18 protein-coding genes and 1 pseudogene are annotated in these 18587 nt (G+C 67.6%); 9 read left to right on the top strand and 10 right to left on the bottom strand.

Annotated features, from left to right (window positions below; translation table 11 throughout):
- Positions 1-11 precede the first annotated feature (11 nt).
- From tolQ to aspS, 7 genes are all read right to left on the bottom strand, one after another.
- Complete coding sequence (gene tolQ / locus CFE50_RS15860; RefSeq protein ID WP_132832092.1) at positions 12-704, bottom strand: protein TolQ; 693 nt, start codon at positions 702-704, stop codon at positions 12-14.
- Positions 705-706: 2 nt separating this feature from the next.
- On the bottom strand, positions 707-1156 hold the full coding sequence (gene ybgC / locus CFE50_RS15855; RefSeq protein ID WP_007160333.1) for a tol-pal system-associated acyl-CoA thioesterase: 450 nt from the start codon (positions 1154-1156) through the stop codon (positions 707-709).
- A gap of 51 nt (positions 1157-1207) precedes the next feature.
- Complete coding sequence (ruvB, locus tag CFE50_RS15850; RefSeq protein ID WP_007160334.1) at positions 1208-2260, bottom strand: Holliday junction branch migration DNA helicase RuvB; 1053 nt, start codon at positions 2258-2260, stop codon at positions 1208-1210.
- Between the two features lie 4 nt (positions 2261-2264).
- Positions 2265-2867, bottom strand: coding sequence for a Holliday junction branch migration protein RuvA (ruvA, locus tag CFE50_RS15845; protein ID WP_007160335.1), 603 nt, complete (start codon positions 2865-2867; stop codon positions 2265-2267).
- Positions 2868-2913: 46 nt separating this feature from the next.
- Complete coding sequence (gene ruvC, locus CFE50_RS15840; RefSeq protein ID WP_007160336.1) at positions 2914-3474, bottom strand: crossover junction endodeoxyribonuclease RuvC; 561 nt, start codon at positions 3472-3474, stop codon at positions 2914-2916.
- Entirely contained in the window at positions 3474-4220 is a 747-nt protein-coding gene (locus tag CFE50_RS15835) for a YebC/PmpR family DNA-binding transcriptional regulator (RefSeq protein ID WP_007160337.1), read from the bottom strand. Before CFE50_RS15835 ends, ruvC begins: the two co-directional genes overlap by 1 nt.
- Before the next feature lie 105 nt (positions 4221-4325).
- Positions 4326-6101 carry an aspartate--tRNA ligase gene (aspS, locus tag CFE50_RS15830; RefSeq protein WP_286734832.1) on the bottom strand — a complete coding sequence of 592 codons (1776 nt, stop codon included), beginning with the start codon at positions 6099-6101 and terminating at the stop codon, positions 4326-4328.
- Positions 6102-6312: 211 nt separating this feature from the next.
- Here aspS and CFE50_RS15825 point away from each other — a divergent pair, with 211 nt between their 5' ends.
- The 3 genes and pseudogenes from CFE50_RS15825 to CFE50_RS15815 all read left to right on the top strand — a co-directional run bounded on the left by CFE50_RS15825 (position 6313) and on the right by CFE50_RS15815 (position 7594).
- Complete coding sequence (locus CFE50_RS15825; RefSeq protein ID WP_132832088.1) at positions 6313-6783, top strand: Dps family protein; 471 nt, start codon at positions 6313-6315, stop codon at positions 6781-6783.
- A 166-nt stretch (positions 6784-6949) separates the two neighbouring features.
- Positions 6950-7258: pseudogene (locus tag CFE50_RS15820) on the top strand (cold shock domain-containing protein membrane protein); the annotation flags it as partial.
- A gap of 120 nt (positions 7259-7378) precedes the next feature.
- Complete coding sequence (locus CFE50_RS15815; RefSeq protein WP_160923550.1) at positions 7379-7594, top strand: cold shock domain-containing protein; 216 nt, start codon at positions 7379-7381, stop codon at positions 7592-7594.
- Positions 7595-7652: 58 nt separating this feature from the next.
- On the opposite strand, the gene CFE50_RS15810 is transcribed toward CFE50_RS15815, so the two are convergent.
- The gene (locus tag CFE50_RS15810; RefSeq protein WP_286734829.1) at positions 7653-9743 is read right to left on the bottom strand and encodes an LTA synthase family protein; all 2091 of its coding nucleotides are present in this window, start codon (positions 9741-9743) and stop codon (positions 7653-7655) included.
- Positions 9744-10060: 317 nt separating this feature from the next.
- Here CFE50_RS15810 and CFE50_RS15805 point away from each other — a divergent pair, with 317 nt between their 5' ends.
- The 6 genes from CFE50_RS15805 to CFE50_RS15780 are packed head-to-tail and all read left to right on the top strand — an operon-like array spanning position 10061 to position 16689.
- On the top strand, positions 10061-11020 hold the full coding sequence (locus CFE50_RS15805; RefSeq protein WP_007160342.1) for an AAA family ATPase: 960 nt from the start codon (positions 10061-10063) through the stop codon (positions 11018-11020).
- Between the two features lies 1 nt (position 11021).
- Positions 11022-11960, top strand: a complete 939-nt coding sequence (locus tag CFE50_RS15800) for a DUF58 domain-containing protein (protein WP_286734826.1) — start codon at positions 11022-11024, stop codon at positions 11958-11960.
- A complete protein-coding gene (locus CFE50_RS15795; protein ID WP_007160344.1) occupies positions 11957-12451 on the top strand; it encodes a DUF4381 domain-containing protein in 495 nt (164 codons plus the stop codon). The genes CFE50_RS15800 and CFE50_RS15795 overlap by 4 nt, the downstream gene beginning before the upstream one ends.
- Positions 12444-13442, top strand: a complete 999-nt coding sequence (locus CFE50_RS15790; RefSeq protein ID WP_286734822.1) for a VWA domain-containing protein — start codon at positions 12444-12446, stop codon at positions 13440-13442. Before CFE50_RS15795 ends, CFE50_RS15790 begins: the two co-directional genes overlap by 8 nt.
- Positions 13439-15112 (top strand): tetratricopeptide repeat protein, encoded by a 1674-nt coding sequence (locus tag CFE50_RS15785; protein ID WP_286734821.1) that lies wholly within the window; start codon positions 13439-13441, stop codon positions 15110-15112. Before CFE50_RS15790 ends, CFE50_RS15785 begins: the two co-directional genes overlap by 4 nt.
- Complete coding sequence (locus CFE50_RS15780; RefSeq protein ID WP_007160347.1) at positions 15109-16689, top strand: BatD family protein; 1581 nt, start codon at positions 15109-15111, stop codon at positions 16687-16689. The genes CFE50_RS15785 and CFE50_RS15780 overlap by 4 nt, the downstream gene beginning before the upstream one ends.
- Here CFE50_RS15780 and CFE50_RS15775 read toward each other — a convergent pair.
- Positions 16677-17342 (bottom strand): YceH family protein, encoded by a 666-nt coding sequence (locus CFE50_RS15775; RefSeq protein WP_058791644.1) that lies wholly within the window; start codon positions 17340-17342, stop codon positions 16677-16679. The genes CFE50_RS15780 and CFE50_RS15775 overlap by 13 nt on opposite strands.
- 227 nt (positions 17343-17569) lie before the next feature.
- Positions 17570-18475, bottom strand: a complete 906-nt coding sequence (gene yedA / locus CFE50_RS15770) for a drug/metabolite exporter YedA (protein ID WP_286734817.1) — start codon at positions 18473-18475, stop codon at positions 17570-17572.
- Between the last annotated feature and the right edge of the window lie 112 nt (positions 18476-18587).

Below are 18587 nucleotides of genomic sequence, written 5' to 3'. Positions count from 1 at the left end.
GGGATACCTCTTTATTCGTCGCTGGTGTGGACTTTGCGGTGCAGGATGGCCTGGAATTCATCCGCAAAGGTGTAGTAGCGGTTGATCAGCATTTCCGAGCGGGCGGCGAAACGGTTGTAGGCCACGACGGCGGGAATGGCGGCGAACAGACCGATGGCGGTGGCGATCAGGGCTTCGGCGATGCCGGGTGCCACGGTGGCCAGGGTCGCCTGCTGGGCAGTGGACAGGCCGCGGAAGGAGTTCATGATGCCCCAGACGGTACCGAACAGACCTACGTAGGGGCTGGTAGAGCCGACGGTAGCCAGGAACGGCAGGGCCTGCTCAAGCTTTTCTTCCTCACGGGAGATGGCGACGCGCATGGCGCGGGCGACACCTTCCATGACCGCATCGGGATCCACGCCGGGCTGCTGACGCAGACGGGAGAATTCCTTGAAGCCAGCGCGGAAGATCTGCTCGACGCCGGAATCCGGATCGGGGTTGCTGCCGGCCTGGCGGTAGAGCTTGGACAGATCGATGCCCGACCAGAATTTCTCTTCGAAGGCATCCAGGGAACGCTTGGCGGCGCGCATGGCATTGCCACGCTGGATGATCATAATCCAGGACGTGACAGAGGCTGCGACCAGGATGAGCATCACCAGTTGCACCACCAGACTGGCGTTGGCGATGAGGCTCCACATGGACGTATGGTCGACGTTGGGTTGCACGCTTAATCTCCTGATTGAATTGACGCCGGACTTCCGGCAAGAACCGTTCGCATGGCTTCGGGCATGGCCCTCGGCCTGAAGCTGTCAGCACGCACGCAGGCGACCGTCACCCACCCTTCACAAAGCAGGACATCGTCCGTGGCACGCCGGACCTCCTGGTGAAACCTGAGGCTGGCGCGCTTCGCTTCGACCACCTCAGCGCCGATCAGCAACTCGTCATCCAGCCGCGCGGGCGCATGGTAGCGCGCTTCGCTGCTGTGGACGACGAAGAGCAGACCGTCCCGGGCGAGTTCGGACTGGGCATAGCCCAGCGCGCGCAGTCGCTCGGTGCGGGCGCGTTCCATGAACTTGAGGTAGTTGACGTAATAGACGATGCCGCCGGCATCGGTATCTTCGTAGTAGACACGACACCTGAGGACGGACGGCGACGGGCTCCGCGATTGCGCGTGCATACTCTAGAACCTAGCCTCGCCGTTGCCAATCAGAAATGTTCGCAACTGCATTTAGTTACCATTGACCTCGAACAGATCGGGCGTACCGCCCTGGGCCAGACGCGTCGGCAGGTTGAGTCCGAAGTGCAGATAGGCATGCCGGGTCACCACCCGCCCGCGCGGCGTGCGCATGATATAGCCTTGCTGGATCAAATAGGGTTCTAGTACGTCTTCGATGGTGTGACGTTCTTCGCTGATGGCCGCCGCCAGGCTGTCCACGCCCACCGGACCACCGTCGAACTTGTCGATCATGGTCAGCAGCAGCCGGCGATCCTGGTGATCGAAGCCCTGAGCATCGACGTCCAGCAGGTCGAGGGCACGACTGGCGATGTCGTGGCTGATATGGCCCTGCCCGCGCACCTCGGCGAAGTCCCGCACCCGCCGCAGCAGGCGATTGGCGATCCGCGGCGTGCCCCGCGCGCGGCGGGCGATTTCCATCGCGCCCTCGGCTTCGATGGCGAGGCCGAGGATGCCGGCAGAGCGGGTGACGATGGTGGCCAGGTCCGCGGTGCCGTAGAACTCCAGGCGCTGGACGATCCCGAAGCGGTCGCGCAGCGGATTGGTCAGCATACCGGCCCGGGTGGTCGCCCCGACCAGGGTGAAGGGCGGCAGATCCAGCTTGATGGAGCGCGCCGCCGGGCCTTCGCCGATCATGATGTCGAGCTGGTAGTCCTCCATCGCCGGATAGAGGACCTCCTCGACGATGGGCGAGAGGCGATGGATCTCGTCGATGAAGAGCACATCGCCGGCTTCCAGATTGGTCAGCAGCGCGGCGAGATCGCCCGGGCGTTCCAGTACCGGACCTGAGGTGCTCTTCAGGGACACCCGCATTTCCTGGGCGATGATGTTGGCCAGGGTGGTCTTGCCCAGACCGGGCGGGCCGAAGATCAGGGTGTGGTCGAGGGCCTCGCCCCTGCCCTTGGCCGCCTGGATGAACAGGCCCATCTGGTCGCGCACCACCGGCTGACCGATGTAGTCCGCCAGCCGTACCGGGCGAATGGCGCGATCCTGGACTTCCTCGCGGTCGCGGCCACCGGCCGAGATGAGACGATCGGTTTCTATCATGGGATCAGACCATGCCCTTCAGGGCGCGACGGATGAGTTCCTCGCTGGAAAGGTCTTCCCCTTCCACGGCGGCGACGGCGCGGCTGGCTTCCTGGGGCTTGAAGCCCAGGGCGACCAGGGCGCTGACCGCGTCGGCCTCGGCGCTGGCCGCGACGGCGGCCTGATTCGGCAAGACCAGGGGGGCGATGGCGGGCAGATTCTCCCAGGCCTTGAATCTGTCCTTGAGTTCGACCAGCAGACGCTCGGCGGTCTTCTTGCCCACCCCGGGCACCTTGACCAGGGCGGCCGTGTCCTGGGCTTGCACACAGCGAACCAATTCATCCACCTCGAGACTGGACATCAACGCCAGGGCCAGCTTGGGGCCGACACCATTGAGTCGGATCAGCTCGCGAAACAGCTCTCGCTCGCGTTTTTCCCCGAACCCATAGAGCAGGTGCGCATCTTCCCGTACCACGAGGTGGGTATGCAATGTGACGACTTCGCCCTGGGCCGGCAGCCGATAAAGGGTCGTCATGGGCACTTCGACCTCGTAGCCGACTCCGCCCACGTCGAGCAGGAGATGGGGCGGCTGCTTTTCCGCCAGGGTGCCACGTAGACGACCGATCACTGGGATACCTTCCTAACGTTGGAGCGAAATGATGGAGCGGATAGCGCTAGAGACGCAGGCGACCGCCGCGGCGACGGGTCGCCAGCAGGCCATGAGGCACCAGGCTCTGCCGGGTGTGGGCATGGCACAGGGCGATGGCCAGGGCGTCGGAGGCGTCGATCTGGGGTTTCTCGGTCAGGCGCAGCAGGTGCATGACCATCAGCATCACCTGCTGCTTGTCCGCCCCACCATTGCCGACCACGGCCTGCTTGACCTGGCTCGCGGTGTATTCGGAAATCTCCAGACCACCCTCGGCACCGGCGACGATGGCCGCCCCCCGGGCCTGACCCAGCTTGAGCGCCGAATCGGCGTTGCGCGCCATGAACACCTGCTCGATGCCCATGGTGACCGGCCCGTACTGGGCGATGACGTCGCGCACGCCGCGATAGACGATCTGCAGCCGCTCCGGCAACGGACCGTTACCGGTGCGGATGCAGCCGGAGGCGACGTACTCGCAGCCGCGCCCGGTGTCGCGCACCACGCCGAAGCCGGTCAGCCGCGAGCCCGGGTCGATGCCCAGCACCAGGGTGCCGGGCGCATCGGGCGGCAGGCGCTCGTAGAGGGACATCAGCCGAGCTGCGCCATGACATCCTCGGGGATGTCGGCGTTGGAGTAGACGTTCTGCACGTCGTCCAGGTCTTCGAGCATGTCGATCAGCTTGAGCACCTTCTGCGCGGTTTCCAGGTCCAGGGTCGCGGAGGTCGAGGGGATCATGGTCACCTCGGCTTCGTCGGCCTTGTAGCCGGCGGCGGTCAGGGCTTCGTTGACGGCGATGAAGTCGGCGAAGCTGGTGAAGACGTCGATGGAGCCATCGTCGTTGGCGACCACGTCGTCGGCACCGGCTTCCAGGGCCGCTTCCATCAGGGCGTCCTCGTCCAGGCCGGGGGCGTAGCTGATCTGGCCCTTGCGCTCGAACAGATAGGCCACCGAACCGTCGGTGCCCAGGTTGCCACCGCACTTGTTGAAGGCGTGGCGGACTTCGGCCGCGGTGCGGTTGCGGTTGTCGGTCATGGCCTCGACGATGATGGCGACGCCGCTCGGGGCGTAGCCTTCATAGGTCAGTTCCTCGACGTTCTCGCCTTCGCCGGCGCCCACGCCGCGGGCGATGGCCCGGTCGATGGTGTCGCGGGTCATATTGGCGGTCAGCGCCTTGTCCACTGCCAGGCGCAGGCGGGGGTTGTCGGCCGGAACGCCGCCACCCTGGCGCGCGGCCACGGTCAGCTCACGGATGATCTTGGTGAAGATCTTGCCCTTCTTGGCATCCTGACGCTCTTTGCGATGCTTGATGTTGGCCCATTTGGAATGACCGGCCATAAGCTACTCCAATGTCTTGACGAAGACGGCGCCGCGGCAATGACCGCGGCGCACTGAAAAAGGGAAACGGCGGGCACCCGTCCGGGCGCCCTCCTCCGATAAGGCTTATTCCGCCTTGGGCTGCTCGCGCAGGCGGATGTGCAGTTCGCGCAGCGCCTTGGCGTCGACGGCGCCGGGCGCCTGGGTCATGACGTCGGCGGCGCTCTGGGTCTTCGGGAAGGCGATGACTTCACGAATGGACGAGGCGCCGGTCATCAGCATCACCAGGCGATCCAGGCCAAAGGCCAGGCCGCCATGGGGCGGGGCGCCGAACTTCAGGGCGTCCAGCAGGAAGCCGAACTTCTCTTCCTGTTCCTCTGCGCTAATCCCCAGCACCTCGAAGACCGCCTGCTGCATCTTCTTGTCGTGGATACGAATGGAACCGCCGCCCAGCTCGGTGCCGTTGAGCACCATGTCGTAGGCACGCGACAGCGCCGCACCCGGATTGGCCTTGAGCTCGTCCGGGCTGCACTTGGGCGAGGTGAAGGGGTGGTGCATGGCGGTCAGGCTGCCATCGTCGTTTTCCTCGAACATCGGGAAGTCGACCACCCACAGCGGCGCCCACTGGCAGGTCAGCAGATTGAGGTCGTGACCGAGCTTGATGCGCAGCGCGCCCAGAGCCTCGGAAACGATCTTGGTCTTGTCCGCGCCAAAGAACACGATGTCGCCATCCACCGCGCCGACGCGGTCGAGGATGACGTTGATGTTGTCCAGCGGGATGTTCTTGACGATGGGCGACTGCAGGCCCTCGACGCCGGCGGCGCGCTCGTTGACCTTGATGTAGGCCAGGCCCTTGGCGCCGTAGATGCCGACGAACTTGGTGTAGTCGTCGATCTGCTTGCGCGGCATGCTCGCCCCGCCCGGTACGCGCAGGGCGGCGACGCGGCACTTGGGATCGTTGGCCGGACCGGCGAAGACCTTGAAGTCGACGTCCTTGAGCTGGTCTTCCACGTCCACCAGTTCCAGCGGGATGCGCAGGTCCGGCTTGTCGGAACCGAAGCGACGCATGGCCTCGGCCAGAGTCATGTGCGGCAGCTCGCCGAATTCGACGTCCAGGACTTCCTTGAACAGGTTGCGCACCATGGTCTCGGTGATGTCCATGATGTCTTTTTCATCGAGGAAGCTGGTCTCGATGTCGATCTGGGTGAATTCCGGCTGGCGGTCGGCCCGCAGGTCTTCGTCGCGGAAGCACTTGGCGATCTGATAGTAGCGATCGAAGCCGGCGACCATCAGCAGCTGCTTGAACAGCTGGGGCGACTGCGGCAGGGCGAAGAAGCTGCCGGGATGGGTGCGGCTGGGCACCAGGTAGTCGCGGGCACCCTCGGGGGTGGCCCGGGTCAGGATCGGGGTTTCCACGTCGAGGAAACCATTCTCGTCCAGGTAGCGGCGGATGCTGGAGGTGATGCGCGAACGCAGCTTCAGCTTCTCGGCCATCTCCGGACGGCGCAGATCGATGAAGCGATAGCGCAGGCGGGTCTCTTCGCCGACATCGGTGTATTCGTTGAGCGGGAACGGCGGGGTTTCTGCCTCGTTGAGCACTTCCAGTTCGTAGCCCAGCACCTCGATGGCGCCGGAGGCCATGTTGGCGTTGCGCGCGCCTTCGGGACGCAGGCGCACCTTGCCGGTGAGCTTGACGACGTACTCGCTGCGCACGCGGTCGGCCTTGGCGAAGGTTTCGGCGCGATCCGGATCGAACACCACCTGGGCCAGGCCTTCGCGATCGCGGATGTCGAGGAAGATGACCCCGCCGTGGTCACGGCGGCGGTGGACCCAACCGCAGAGGGTGATTTCCTGGCCGTCCAGGCTCTCGTTCAACTGGCCGCAATAGTGGCTGCGCATCATGGTCGTGGTTTCGCTTCTCTAGAACAGGCTGAATGCGTGGAGGCGCCGGGCCGGCAAGACCGGGCGCTCGACTGAACGGGAGATTCTATATCATCCGTCACGATTTTACCGTAGCCGGGCACGCAGCTCGACGTGCGAACACTGGCTAAACGGCCAGCGGTTCTGTGATAGCCTCGGAGCCCTTCGCAACCGACGCACAGGAGCCGTCAGCATGGAAATCAACATCGGAATCGCCGAACAGGATCGTGCCCAGATCGCCGAGGGCCTGTCGCGCCTCCTGGCCGACACCTACACCCTGTATCTGAAGACCCACAACTTCCACTGGAACGTGACCGGGCCGATGTTCAACACCCTGCACCTGATGTTCGAGACCCAGTACACCGAGCTGGCCGTGGCGGTGGACGACATCGCCGAGCGCATCCGCGCCCTGGGCTTCCCGGCGCCGGGTACCTATGCCGCCTATGCCCGCCTGTCGAGCATCAAGGAAGAGGAAGGGGTGCCGGACGCCCAGGAGATGATCCGCCTGCTGGTGCAGGGTCAGGAAGCCGTGGTGCGCACCGCGCGGGGCATCTTCCCGCTGCTGGACAAGGTCAGCGACGAACCCACCGCCGATCTGCTGACCCAGCGCATGCAGACCCACGAGAAGACCGCCTGGATGCTGCGCAGCCTGCTGGCCGCCTGAGTCCGGCCATCGTCGCGGGCCGCGGCCCGCGACGGTGCCACGATTGAGCGGCCCTCACCTTTTGGGTTAAATAAGGACGCGCTTTTCGCGCCGGGTCACTCCGCTGTCGGGCACCGCTCCGGCAGTTTCGGCAGACCCGTGTTCTCTATCCCAAGGTGATTTCACATTGAACACGTTATCTACTGTCCATGTCGTGGTGGGCGCTGCTGCGCTCCTGTTATCGGCAATTCCCGGACTGCAGTCCGACACCTCGTCCTTCGATCAACCCGAGTCCATCCATCTGGCCCTGCTGGGTCTTGCCACCCTCCTCTTCACGCCTTTCTCCCGTAGCCGCAGCAGCGGTGCCCAGAAACTCGCCAGCGCCCTGCTGGTGATCGCCGTCGTGGCCCAGACCTTTATCCTGCTGGCGCCCCTCGAGCAGATCGGCGGCCTGCCGGCCGAATTGCTGCCGCTGGGTCTGACCCTGGTCGCCGCCCTCGCCAGCCTGCCGGAAAAGTTTCGCGCCCCGGCGGGCAACGCCGCAGTGGCCGACAGCGAGGTTCGGCAGCGGCAGGCCGTGCGTCCCGCCCCTGCCGCCGCCGCTCCGGCCCGTCCGCTGGCCGATGACCGCGAGCGCGGCACGGTGAAGTGGTTCAACACCTCCAAGGGCTTCGGCTTCATCTCCCGCGACACTGGCGACGACATCTTCGTGCACTTCCGCGCGATCCGTGGCGAAGGTCATCGGGTGCTGATGGAAGGCCAGCGCGTGGAATTCTCGGTGATCCAGCGCGACAAGGGCCTACAGGCCGAAGACGTGGTCATCGCGGCCTGATCGCTGCAGGCAAAAAAGAAAGGCCGCCCTCGGGCGGCCTTTTTCATGGACGACGAGACTACTGCCGCTGAGCCTCGGCGGCCTTGCTGTCGGTCATGCCGGTGGTATTACCCAGCAGGCTGGCGGTCGCGGTCTGGATAAAGGCCTCCAGGCGCTTCTGCAGCTCGGGCGCACTGGCATCACCCTTGAGCACCTCGCCACCGGCCTGGGTGCCCAGGTGATAGCGATAGAGCACGGCGTCGCGGTCGCGCGGCTTGACCAGGATGCGATCGCCGGTGACCAGGGCCACGGTCTGGTCGCTGCCCGACGGCTTGATCACCGCCACGCCCGGATCGCCCTGGGGCAGACCCAGCAGATCACGGCCCCAGCACTGGTGCTGGGTCGGCTTGCCGAAGCGCGCCAGCACCGTGGGCACCACGTCGATCTGGCTGCCGACGGTGTCGCGACGGGCACCAAAGGTTTCCTGCACGCCCGGACCGATCAGCAGCAGCGGTACGTTGAAGCGCGACAGGTCCATCTCGGTGATCTGCTCGTTGTTGCCGAAGCCATGGTCACCGACGATGACGAACAGGGTGTCCTGGTACCAGGGTTCGTTCTTGACCTTGGCAAAGAACTGACCCAGCGACCAGTCGGCGTAGCGCATGGCGGTGAGGTGTTCGTCGAGCGAGCCGTGACCGGTGACCGGAGTGACCGGCAGGTCCTTGGGCAGCGCATAGGGGGTGTGGTTGGACAGGGTCTGCAGCAGCGCATAGAAGGGCTTGCCATCCGGCGCCTTGGCCAGCTTGTCCAGCTCCTGCACCGAGCGGTCGAACATGTCCTGGTCGGAAACGCCCCAGGTCGGATCCATGAACACCGGATTCACGAAGTCCTCGCGACCGACGAAGCTGGTCATGCCCTGGTTGCTGAAGAAGCCGGACTGGTTGTCCCACTGGAAGTTGCCGTTGTAGACGTAGACGTCGTCGAAGCCACGGGTGCTGAGCAGTTGCGGCAGACCGGAGAACTGGTGCGCGCCCTCGGGCATGCGCATCAGGTACTCGAAGGCCGGCAGGTTGGGGAAGCAGGCCATGGTGGCGAACATGCCCTGGTGGGTATGGGTGCCGTTGGAGAAGAAGCGGGTGAACAGGGTGCCCTGCTTGGCCAGGGCGTCGAAGTTGGGGGTGATGCCGTCTTCGTTGCCCAGGGCGCCGATGTAGCGACCGGCCATGCTTTCCATGAGGATCACCACGACGTTGCGCACCTTGGGCAACTGACCGTCGGTGGGCGGGGTGTAGATCCGGCGGATGGCGGCCTTGTCGGCGTCGATCAGCTCGTCACGCGGGGTCAGCAGCAGTTGCCGGGTCACCGCCAGGGCGTCGGCGGCCGGCATGGTCGCCTTCCAGCTGTTGTCGCGATGGTCGGAGAAGCTGTTCTCGGCGGCATTGATGAGGGTCAGGGTGCCGTTCAGGCCGAGGTGGTTGGCGAACATGGAATCGGTGGTGTAGGCGTCGCCCCAGCGCAGCGGCGGGCCGGATCTCAGGGTGCCGCGGGCGGCGATGACGGCCACCACCAGGCAGAGCAGGAACACCGCGCCCCGGCGATACCAGGCGGCCGGTCGCGCCGTGGCATAACGGCGGGTGGCTCGCTCGACGCCAAAGAACACCAGGCCCAGCAGCAGGGTCGCCACGGCCCAGGCCAGCAGCAGGCGCAGCACCGGGAAGCCGTTCCAGATCATGCTGGTGACGGTGTGCAGGTCTTCCTGCATGTACTGGAACACCAGGCTGTTCAGGCGCTGGTGGAATTCGCGGTAGAAGTTCAGCTCGCCGACGCCCAGCAGCAGGCAGAGGCTGGCGGCCAGGGTGAACCAGCCGGCCTGCAGGCGGCGGGCGGCCATGGCTCTGGCGCTGAGCAGGCAGAGCAGCGAGGGCACGCAGATATAGACCACCAGGCGCAGGTCGAAGCGCGCGCCGTTGAAGAAGGCCTCGGCAAAGGTGGCGAAGGGCGAGTCGCCGATCAGATCGGTGTTGTAGCCCAGCAGCGCCAGGCGCAGCAGGGTGAACATGACCATCAGCGCCAGGGCGCAACCCAGCACGAAGCTGAGGTGGCTGCCCAGCGTCGGCAGCGGGCGGATGCCAGCGGCGCGCGGGGTGTGGGGGACTTCCGTTTGCGACATGAAAACACCTTGTCAAAAGCAGCAGGGATTCGCGGCGTGTGGCCAGCGGCTCGGGATCGCCCACGCAGAGGCCTCGGGCGCGGTCGGCAGGCGTGGGAGTTTAACCATCCGGCGCGATCACGCCAGTCCTGGCCTGCGCGACGTGGGCGAAGCGAGACCTCCGCCGCGCCGACCAGCGCCCAGCCTGAGCAGGAGCTCGTCAAAATTTCGTCAAGGACTGCTCTGGATGCGACGTCAGCGCAGGCATGGGCGGCAGCCGCCGCTTGCAGTAAAATCCAGCACCCTCGACCGCTCCAGCGCCGTATTCAGGATGCCCCATGGCTCACCGTGACGCTCTGCAGGTGCTTCGCACCTACCTCACCAGCCAGATCCTTGGCCAGGAAACCCTGGTGGAGCGGCTGCTCATCGCGGTGCTGGCGGACGGTCATCTGCTGGTGGAAGGCGCCCCCGGGCTGGCCAAGACCAAGGCCATCAAGGACCTGGCGGAAGGCCTGGAAGCGGATTTCCACCGCATCCAGTTCACCCCCGACCTGCTGCCGGCCGACATCACCGGCACCGAGATCTATCGCCCCGACACGGCGACCTTCTCCTTCCAGCAGGGGCCGATCTTCCACAACCTGGTGCTGGCCGACGAGATCAACCGGGCGCCGGCCAAGGTGCAATCCGCGCTGCTGGAAGCCATGGCCGAACGCCAGGTGAGCATCGGTCGCACCTCCTATGCCCTGCCCGACCTCTTCCTGGTGATGGCCACCCAGAATCCCATCGAGCAGGAAGGCACCTATCCCCTGCCCGAGGCCCAGCTCGACCGCTTCCTAATGCACGTCAAGATCGGCTACCCCGACGCCTCGGTGGAGCGGCGCATCCTCGCCCAGGCCCGTGGCGAAGCCCTGGACGGCGAGACCCTGCCGACCGAGCGCGTCACCCAGGCGGCCATCAACGCGGCCCGCCGCGAGGTGCTCGGGCTGTACATGGCCGACGCCGTGGAGGAATACCTGGTCCAGCTGATCATGGCGACCCGCACCCCGGGGCGCTTCGACCAGGATCTGGCGCACTGGATCACCTACGGCGCCAGTCCGCGCGGTTCCATCGCCCTGGATCGCTGCGCCCGCGCCCACGCCTGGCTGGCCGGGCGGGACTTCGTCAGTCCGGAGGACATCCAGGCGGTGGTCTTCGACGTCCTGCGCCACCGCATCATCCTGTCCTTCGAGGCGGAAGCCGCCGGCATCGATCACGACCGGGTGGTGCAGCGCATCCTCGATCTGGTGGCCGTGGCCTGAGATGGCCGAGCGCAACGGCGTGACCCTGGGCCTGGCCGAGCTCATCGAGATGCGCCACCGGGTGGTCGAGGTGCAGCTGTTTTCCGCCGCCGGACGGCGCAGTCCGCTGATCGGCCTGCACCACTCGCGCCTGCGCGGGCGCGGCGTGGACTTCGACCAGGTGCGCGCCTACCAGCCCGGCGATGACGTGCGCGCCATCGACTGGCGCGTCACCGCCCGCACCCGCGAGCCCCATACCAAGCTGTTCCACGAAGAACGCGAGCGACCGGTCTATCTCCTGCTGGAACAGAGTCCGCGCACCTTCTTCGGCACCCGCCAGCAATTCAAGTCGGTGCTGGCCGGGCGCCTGGCCGCGCTGATCGGCTGGGCGGTGCTGGAGCACAACGACCGTATCGGCGGCATGATCTTTGGCGGCGAACGCCTGCACGAGGTACGGCCAAGGCGCAGCAAGCAGAATCTGCTGCGTTTCTTCGATCACCTGATCAACGCCAATCGGGCGCTGCAGGATCCGGCCCTGGCCCAGGTGCCGCGCATCACCTTCAATCAGGTCCTGCGCCGCGCCCGCGAGGTGCTGCGTCCCGGCAGCCTGGCCCTGGTGATCTGCGACGAGCGCAGCCTGGACGCAGCCACCGAGCAGCACCTCACGCTGCTTTCGCGGCACAGCGACCTGGTCCTGCTGCCGCTTTCCGATCCGCTGGATCACGAATTGCCCCAGGCCGGCCTGCTGCGCTTCACCAGCGGTCCGGCAGAAGTGGAACTGGACACCGACCGCGCCGACGTGCGCCGGGGCTATGCCGAACAGGCCGCGCAGCGCCGCGAACGCTGGACCGAACTCAGCCTGCGCCTGGGCATTCCGCTGCTGCCGCTGTCCACAGCGGACGACCTGATCGAGCAGTTGCGGCACCTCCTACGCCAGCACCGTCCGGGGTACACCTCGTGACCCCCGGCCTGCCGAATCTGGAGCCGCTGCGGTTGCCGCCGGAGCCGACCCTCTGGCCACCGGCGCCGGGCTGGTGGCTGTTGCTGCTGGTAGTGGTGGCGCTGGGCTTCTTTCTGCGCCATCGCCATGGCCGGCGGCCGCTGGTCAGCGCGCCCCTCGCCGAGGCGACCACCGAAGAGGATCTGCGCACCACCGCCCTGGCCGAACTGGCCCGCCTGCCGCGCCCCTATGGCGCGCCGGCCGGACCCTGGTTGCAGGCGCTGAACGCCCTGCTCAAGCGCCTCTGCCGCGCCAGCTATCCGGATCAGCTCAGCCAGACCCTGAGCGGCCGCGACTGGCTGGCCTTTCTCGATTCGCGCTGTCCGGCGGCCGGCCTGACGCGCTACATGATCCTGGTCGACGGCGGCTATCGCCCGGATTGCCGGCTGGATGACCGCGCCATCGACGGCCTGCAGGACGCCGTCGCCACCTGGATCCGCAAGCATGTTTGAATTCGCCTGGCCCTGGTTGTGGCTGCTGCTGCCGCTGCCCTGGGCGCTGCGCGTGCTCCTGCCGGCGGCCGACAGCGGCCAGGCGGCCCTACGGGTGGAATTCCTCGCTGAACTCGAACACCTGGGTGGGCGCACCCGCCACACCGGCGGCCTGAGCGGCGCCCGCCGCCTGCTGCCCTTTCTGCTGGGCTGGCTGCTGATCCTGGCCGCCGCGGCGCGTCCGCAGTGGGTGGGGCCACCCCAGCCGCTGGACGTGAGCGGGCGCGATCTGTTGCTGGCGGTGGATGTCTCCGGCTCGATGGACACCCCGGACATGCAACTGGGCGACGAGAACGTCAGTCGCCTGAGCCTGGTCAAGCAACTGCTCGGCCGCTTCATCGACAGTCGCCAGGGCGATCGCGTCGGCCTGATCCTGTTCGGTTCCCAGGCCTATCTGCAGGCGCCGCTGACCGCCGACCGGCGCACCGTGCATGCGCTCCTGGAAGAAGCCCAGATCGGCCTGGCCGGGCGCAACACCGCGGTGGGCGATGCCGTGGGTCTGGCGGTCAAGCACCTGCGCAAGCGCCCGGACAACAGTCGCACCCTGATCCTGGTGACCGACGGCGCCAGCAACGGCGGCGTGGTGACGCCCAAGGTGGCGGCCAGCCTGGCGGCCAGCGAGCGGGTCCGCGTCTATACCCTGGGCATCGGCGCCGACCCGGACACCCTGGGCGCCGGCGCGACGCCCAGCGATCTCGACGAACCCATGCTGCGCCACCTCGCCGAGGTCACCAACGGCGCCTATTTCCGGGTGAGATCCAGCACCGAACTGGCCGCCGTGTCGCGCCAGCTCGATCGTCTCGAACCCATCCGCCAGCAACCGGACCAGGCCCGCCCCACCCGCGAACTCTATGCCTGGCCGCTGGCCGGGGCACTGCTGCTCGGCTTGGCCCTGGCGCTTGGCCGCCTGCCGTGGCCGACACGCCGGCAGCGTGGAGGCAAGGCCCGATGAGCGACTGGCTGCCGCTACTCCTGCGTCCCTGGTGGCTGCTGGCCCTGGTGCCGGTCGCCCTGGTGATCGGCTCGCTGCGTCGGCGCCGGCATCGCCACGGGCGCTGGCAGGCGCTGCTGCCCCCGGCGCTGCAACCCTGGCTGCTCAGCGACAGCGATCGCCAGCGCTCGCCCCTCGGGCTGGTGCTGCTGGGGCTGGCCGGGGTGCTGGCCTGTCTGGCCCTGGCCGGTCCCAGCTGGCAGCAGGGCGAAGCGCAGAACTTTCGGCGCAACGATCCGCTGGTGGTGGTCTTGGCGCTGACGCCCGATCTGCTCGCCACCGACGTCACCCCCAATCGCCTGCTGGCCGTGCAGCGCAAGCTGCAGGACCTGCTCAAGGCGCGCCAGGACGGCGAGACCGCCATCGTCGTCTATGCCGGCAGCGCCCATACCCTGGTGCCCCTGACCGACGACCTGCCGACCATGGACAACCTGCTCAAGGCGTTGCGGCCGTCGATCATGCCGGTGCCCGGCCAGCGCGCCGACCTGGGTATCGCCCAGGCCCTGGAGCTGCTCGGCCCAGCGCCCAGCGCCAGCGCCCGGCTGCTGCTCATCGCCAGCGACCTGGACGACCGCGAGCGGCTGGGCCTCGAGCGCCAGCTGCAGGGTCGGCTGCGCCAGCTGGCGATCCTCGGCCCGGGTACGCCCCAGGGTGCCCCGGTGGCCGCCGAGACCGGCAACTACCTGAGCGACGCCGCCGGCGGCATCCGCATCGCCCGCCTGGCCGAAGGCCGCCTGCAGGACGTCGCCCGCGAGCTGGGTGGCCGCTATCAGCGCCTGCAACGCGATGACAGCGACCTGCGTCGCCTCGGTCTGCTGGAGCGACCCGACGATGTGCGGGCCAGCGAGGGTCAGGGACCTTCCGACTGGCGCGACCAGGGTTACCTGCTGCTCCTGCCCCTGCTGGTCCTGGTCGCCTGTGGCGCACGCCGCGGCTGGCTGCTATGTCTGCCCTTCTGCCTCTTGCTGACGCCGCCTCCGGCGCAGGCCGGCAGCTGGGACGATCTCTGGCTGCGTCGCGACCAGCAGGCCCTGCAGCTGCTGGCCGACGACCAGGCTGGCGCGGCCGCCGACCTCTTCAGCGACGAGCGCTGGCGCGGCGTGGCGCTCTATCGCGCCGGCGACTTCAGCGGCGCCGCCGCGGCCTTCGCCCGGGATCCCTCGGCGGACGGCCACTACAATCGCGGCAATGCCCTGGCCATGGCCGGACGCCTGGACGAGGCCCTGCGCGCCTACCGGGCGGCGCTGGTGCTGCGTCCGGATCTGATCCCCGCCCTGCGCAATCGCAACCGCCTCGAACGCCTGCTCGCCCAGCGCGCCGCGGCCCAGGCCGAGGCCGCCGCCCGCAGTCGCCAGGCCCAGAGCGCCAGTCAGAGCAGCGCCCAGGCGGACGAGCCGGCCAGCAGCAGTACCCCGCCGTCCACCGCGGCCGCCGCGGCCAGTCCGCAGCAGCAGGCCCAGGCCGGCGCGGACTGGCTGGTCAGTCCGTCCTATGCCGAAGATCCCCTGGCGGAGGAACAGCGTCAGGCCGCCGAACAGTGGCTGCGCGAGATTCCCGACAACCCGGCCGAGCTGCTGCGCCGCAAGTTCTGGTACCAGCAACAACAACGCGAGGAGAACGCGCTGCAATGAAGGCCTATCCCTTGCTGCTGCCCCTCGCGCTGCTCGCGCCCCTGGTGCAGGCGGCGGACCTCAGCGCCCGCCTGGAGCGCACTCAGCTCAGCCAGAACGAGACGCTCGAACTCATTCTCGAAACCACCGATCCCGCGCAGTTCGGCAAGCCCGATCTCGGCCCACTGGAGCAGGACTTCCGGGTGCTCGGGGTCCGCCAGAACAGCCTGCCGCCCGGCGAGCGGGTGACCACCCGCTGGAACGTCACCCTGCAACCCAAGGCCAGCGGTGCCCTGACCATTCCCGCCCTGACCCTCGACGGCGCCCGCAGCCAGCCGCTGACCGTCACCGTGGAGGCCAGCGCCGCCAAACGCCAGGCCCGTGAGCCGGTCTATCTGGAAGCCTCGGTGGAGCGCACCCGGCTCTATGTGCAGGCGGAAACCATCCTGACCATTCGCCTCTACCACGCCGTGGCGCTCTATGACGATCATGTGCTCACCCCGCCCAATCCCAGCGAGGCCCGGGTGGATCTGCTCGGTACGCCGCAGGTCTACGAGCGTGACGTCGAGGGCGTACGCCATGGCGTGATCGAGTGGCGCTACGCCATCCATCCGTTGCAGAGCGGCACCCTGGTATTGCCGCCCCAGACCTTCAGCGCCACCCTGGCCGGCGGTCTCGACGACAGCTCCAGGGCCGGCCAGCCGATCCAGCTGCGCACGCCGGCCCTGACCCTGGACGTCCTGCCACAGCCCGCCAGCTATCCGCCACAGACGCCCTGGGTGCCGGCGCGCAACCTGACCCTGACGCAGCAATGGAATCCCGCACCGGCAGAGGCTCGCGAAGGCAGTGCCCTGACCCGCACCCTGCAGGTGCGTGCCGAAGGCCTGGCGCCTGGCCAGCTGCCCCCACTGGTGCTGCCCGAGACCGAGGGGGTGAAGCGCTATGCCGAACAGCCGCGGCTGTCCATGCAGACCCAGGCGCGTGGGCTGGTCGGGCAACGCGAAGAGCGTGTCGCCCTGATTCCCACCTCCACGGGGGACAAGGTCCTGCCGCCAGTGGAGGTGGTCTGGTGGAACACCGAGACCGACACCCTCGAACGCGCCACCCTGCCCGCCCAGACCCTGGTGGTCGCCGAGGATCCGACGCTGCAGCCGGTGGCGACCGCCGCGGCCAAGATCAGTGGCAATGACCGCGGCCTCTGGCGCTGGCAGCTGGCAACGGCCTTTTTCGCCCTGACCACCCTGCTCGGCTTCGGCCTCTGGTGGCGTGCCCGCCGGCAGCCGGCGGTCCTGCCGACGGTGCCCGATCTCGACAGCCGCCTGCAGCGCGAAGAGCTGCGCCGCGCCTGCCAGAGTAATGATCCCCACGCGACCCGCCACGCCCTGGACGCCTGGGCGCGACAGCAGCCGGAAACCCTGGCGGCCATGGGCGCGCGCTTCGAACCCCTGGCCGCGGCCCTCGATGACCTCAACGGCGCGCTCTACAGCGAAGCCGGTCAACGCTGGCAGGGCGAGACGCTGTGGCAGGCGATCAATGCCCTGCCGCCGCTGACGCCCGCAGCCGTGCACGACACCCTGCCGCCGCTCTATCCGCGCTGAGCGCCTTCCTCCAGGCGCGCCAGCCGCTCTTCGAGCGCGGCGAGCCGGGCTTCCAGCGCCTCCAGCCGTCCTTCTCGCCCACCCGCGGACGCACTGGCTTCGGCGGCGCTACCCAGTTGCGCGACCTGGGCATCGCGTTCCGCGGCGTTGCCGAACAGATGCAGATAGCGCTCTTCGCGCTGGCCGGGTTGCCGCCCCAGACCGGTGGCCAGGCCACGGGCGATCAACCGCTCCAGGTGGTGACGCACCTGCTCGGTGTCGTCGAAGGCATGCATCCGGCCGCTGCGGGCCAGCAATTCCCCCAGGGTCTGGGGTCCGCGCAGGAACAGCAGCGCGCAGAGCACCGACTGGGGTGGCGGAAGCTCCAGGGCCTTGTCCAGCCGCTGTTCCCAGCGATCCGCCCGACTACCCATCACCAGGCGCGCCAGACCGCGTTCTTCCAGGCGCCGCAGCCCCTGTCCCACCTCGCCCGGGGTCAGATTGAGCACCGGCTCGCGACTGGTCTTCTGGTTGCAGGCCAGCACCAGCGCATTGAGGGTCAGGGGATAGCTTTCCGGCGTGGTCAGCTGCTTTTCGATGAGGCTGCCGAGAACGCGGATCTCGTTGGCCTCCAGCGGCTCTTCGGCAAAGGCGGGGGTGACTGCTTGGCTCATGGCGGACTCCGCTTGGATGACGCGCCAGCCTAGCCTGCCCTCCGAGCCTGTTCAACGTATCGCGAGCTAGAGCCAAAAGGCCTAGCCGGCCTCACGAAAATGGCTGAGGAAGCGGATCGGACCCGCGCTCGGGTTTACGAGCGGTAAATGAGCATTCCGACGGGGCTGGCCTTCCAGGCCATTTTCAACGCAGTTTGGCCGACGCGCAGCAGACTTTGATCAGGCTCTCAGCGCCGTCGCCACTGCGGCAGCCCAATCAGCACCACGGCGCCGACGATGACCAGCATGGCCAGCATCTCCGCCGGCCCGATCCGTTCACCGACGAACAGGGTGCCCAGCAGCACCGCCACCACCGGATTGACGTAGGCATAGCTGGTAGCGGCCGCCGGTCGTACCCGCCCCAGCAGATAGAGATAAGCGCTGAAGGCGATCAGGGAGCCGAACACCACCAGATAGCCCAAGGCCAGCCAGCCGCCCAGAGCCGGCCAGTGCTGCAGGCGCTCACCGCTGAAGTAGCTGGCGCCGAGCAGCGCCGCACCGGCCACCAGCATCTCCACGGCGCTGGCCATGGCTCCCCGTGGCAACGGCAGGTAGCGACTCCAGATCGAGCCGAAGGCCCAGGCCGCCGCGGCGAGCAGGATCACCGCCGCACCCAGGGGCGTGACGCTCATGGTATCGCCCAGGTTGAGCAGGGCTATCCCCACCAGACCCAGGGCGATGCCGGCCCATTCCAGCAGGGTATTGCGCTGTCCCCAGAGCAGGCCGAACAGCAGGGTGAACAGCGGCACCGTGGCGATCGACAAGGCCGCGATGCCGGAGGTCACGCCCCAGTGCTCGGCGAGGGTCACGCCGCCGTTGCCGATACCCAGCAGCAGGATGCCGATCACCGCGGCCGCGGCGGTCTCGCGCGCCGTCGGCCAGGGGGTTCCGCGCAGGCGCAGCCAGCCCAGCAGCAGACCTCCGGCGATCAGGAACCTCAGCCCCGCCATCAGCAGCGGTGGCCAGTGGGCCACGCCGATGCGGATCACCAGATAGGTGGAACCCCAGACCACATAGAGCGCGAAAAAGGCCGCCAGCAGGGGCAGCCAGCGAGGTAGGCGCGGCGCGAGGCAGGGCGAGGCGGAGGTGTCCATGCGCGAGGGATTCCTGAGGGGTCAGGCAGCCATTGTAGGAGCGCACGCCGGGACGGCTAAGATACAGTCAGGGGATAAAGGGCCGATCAGGCTTTGATTCAGCAGACTTTAG

This window comes from Pseudomonas sp. PGPPP4, from assembly GCF_002256045.1.
Lineage (GTDB): Bacteria > Pseudomonadota > Gammaproteobacteria > Pseudomonadales > Pseudomonadaceae > Chryseomonas > Chryseomonas oryzihabitans.
This window is presented reverse-complemented; position numbering and strand designations above follow the sequence as displayed.

Coding starts and splice junctions, on each gene's coding strand:
- ybgC (WP_007160333.1), bottom strand. CDS start 1,156: ATGCACGCGCAATCGCGGAGCCCGTCGCCGTCCGTCCTCAGGTGTCGT.
- ruvB (WP_007160334.1), bottom strand. CDS start 2,260: ATGATAGAAACCGATCGTCTCATCTCGGCCGGTGGCCGCGACCGCGAG.
- ruvC (WP_007160336.1), bottom strand. CDS start 3,474: ATGTCCCTCTACGAGCGCCTGCCGCCCGATGCGCCCGGCACCCTGGTG.
- CFE50_RS15835 (WP_007160337.1), bottom strand. CDS start 4,220: ATGGCCGGTCATTCCAAATGGGCCAACATCAAGCATCGCAAAGAGCGT.
- aspS (WP_286734832.1), bottom strand. CDS start 6,101: ATGATGCGCAGCCACTATTGCGGCCAGTTGAACGAGAGCCTGGACGGC.
- CFE50_RS15825 (WP_132832088.1), top strand. CDS start 6,313: ATGGAAATCAACATCGGAATCGCCGAACAGGATCGTGCCCAGATCGCC.
- CFE50_RS15810 (WP_286734829.1), bottom strand. CDS start 9,743: ATGTCGCAAACGGAAGTCCCCCACACCCCGCGCGCCGCTGGCATCCGC.
- CFE50_RS15805 (WP_007160342.1), top strand. CDS start 10,061: ATGGCTCACCGTGACGCTCTGCAGGTGCTTCGCACCTACCTCACCAGC.
- CFE50_RS15800 (WP_286734826.1), top strand. CDS start 11,022: ATGGCCGAGCGCAACGGCGTGACCCTGGGCCTGGCCGAGCTCATCGAG.
- CFE50_RS15790 (WP_286734822.1), top strand. CDS start 12,444: ATGTTTGAATTCGCCTGGCCCTGGTTGTGGCTGCTGCTGCCGCTGCCC.
- CFE50_RS15785 (WP_286734821.1), top strand. CDS start 13,439: ATGAGCGACTGGCTGCCGCTACTCCTGCGTCCCTGGTGGCTGCTGGCC.
- CFE50_RS15780 (WP_007160347.1), top strand. CDS start 15,109: ATGAAGGCCTATCCCTTGCTGCTGCCCCTCGCGCTGCTCGCGCCCCTG.
- CFE50_RS15775 (WP_058791644.1), bottom strand. CDS start 17,342: ATGAGCCAAGCAGTCACCCCCGCCTTTGCCGAAGAGCCGCTGGAGGCC.
- yedA (WP_286734817.1), bottom strand. CDS start 18,475: ATGGACACCTCCGCCTCGCCCTGCCTCGCGCCGCGCCTACCTCGCTGG.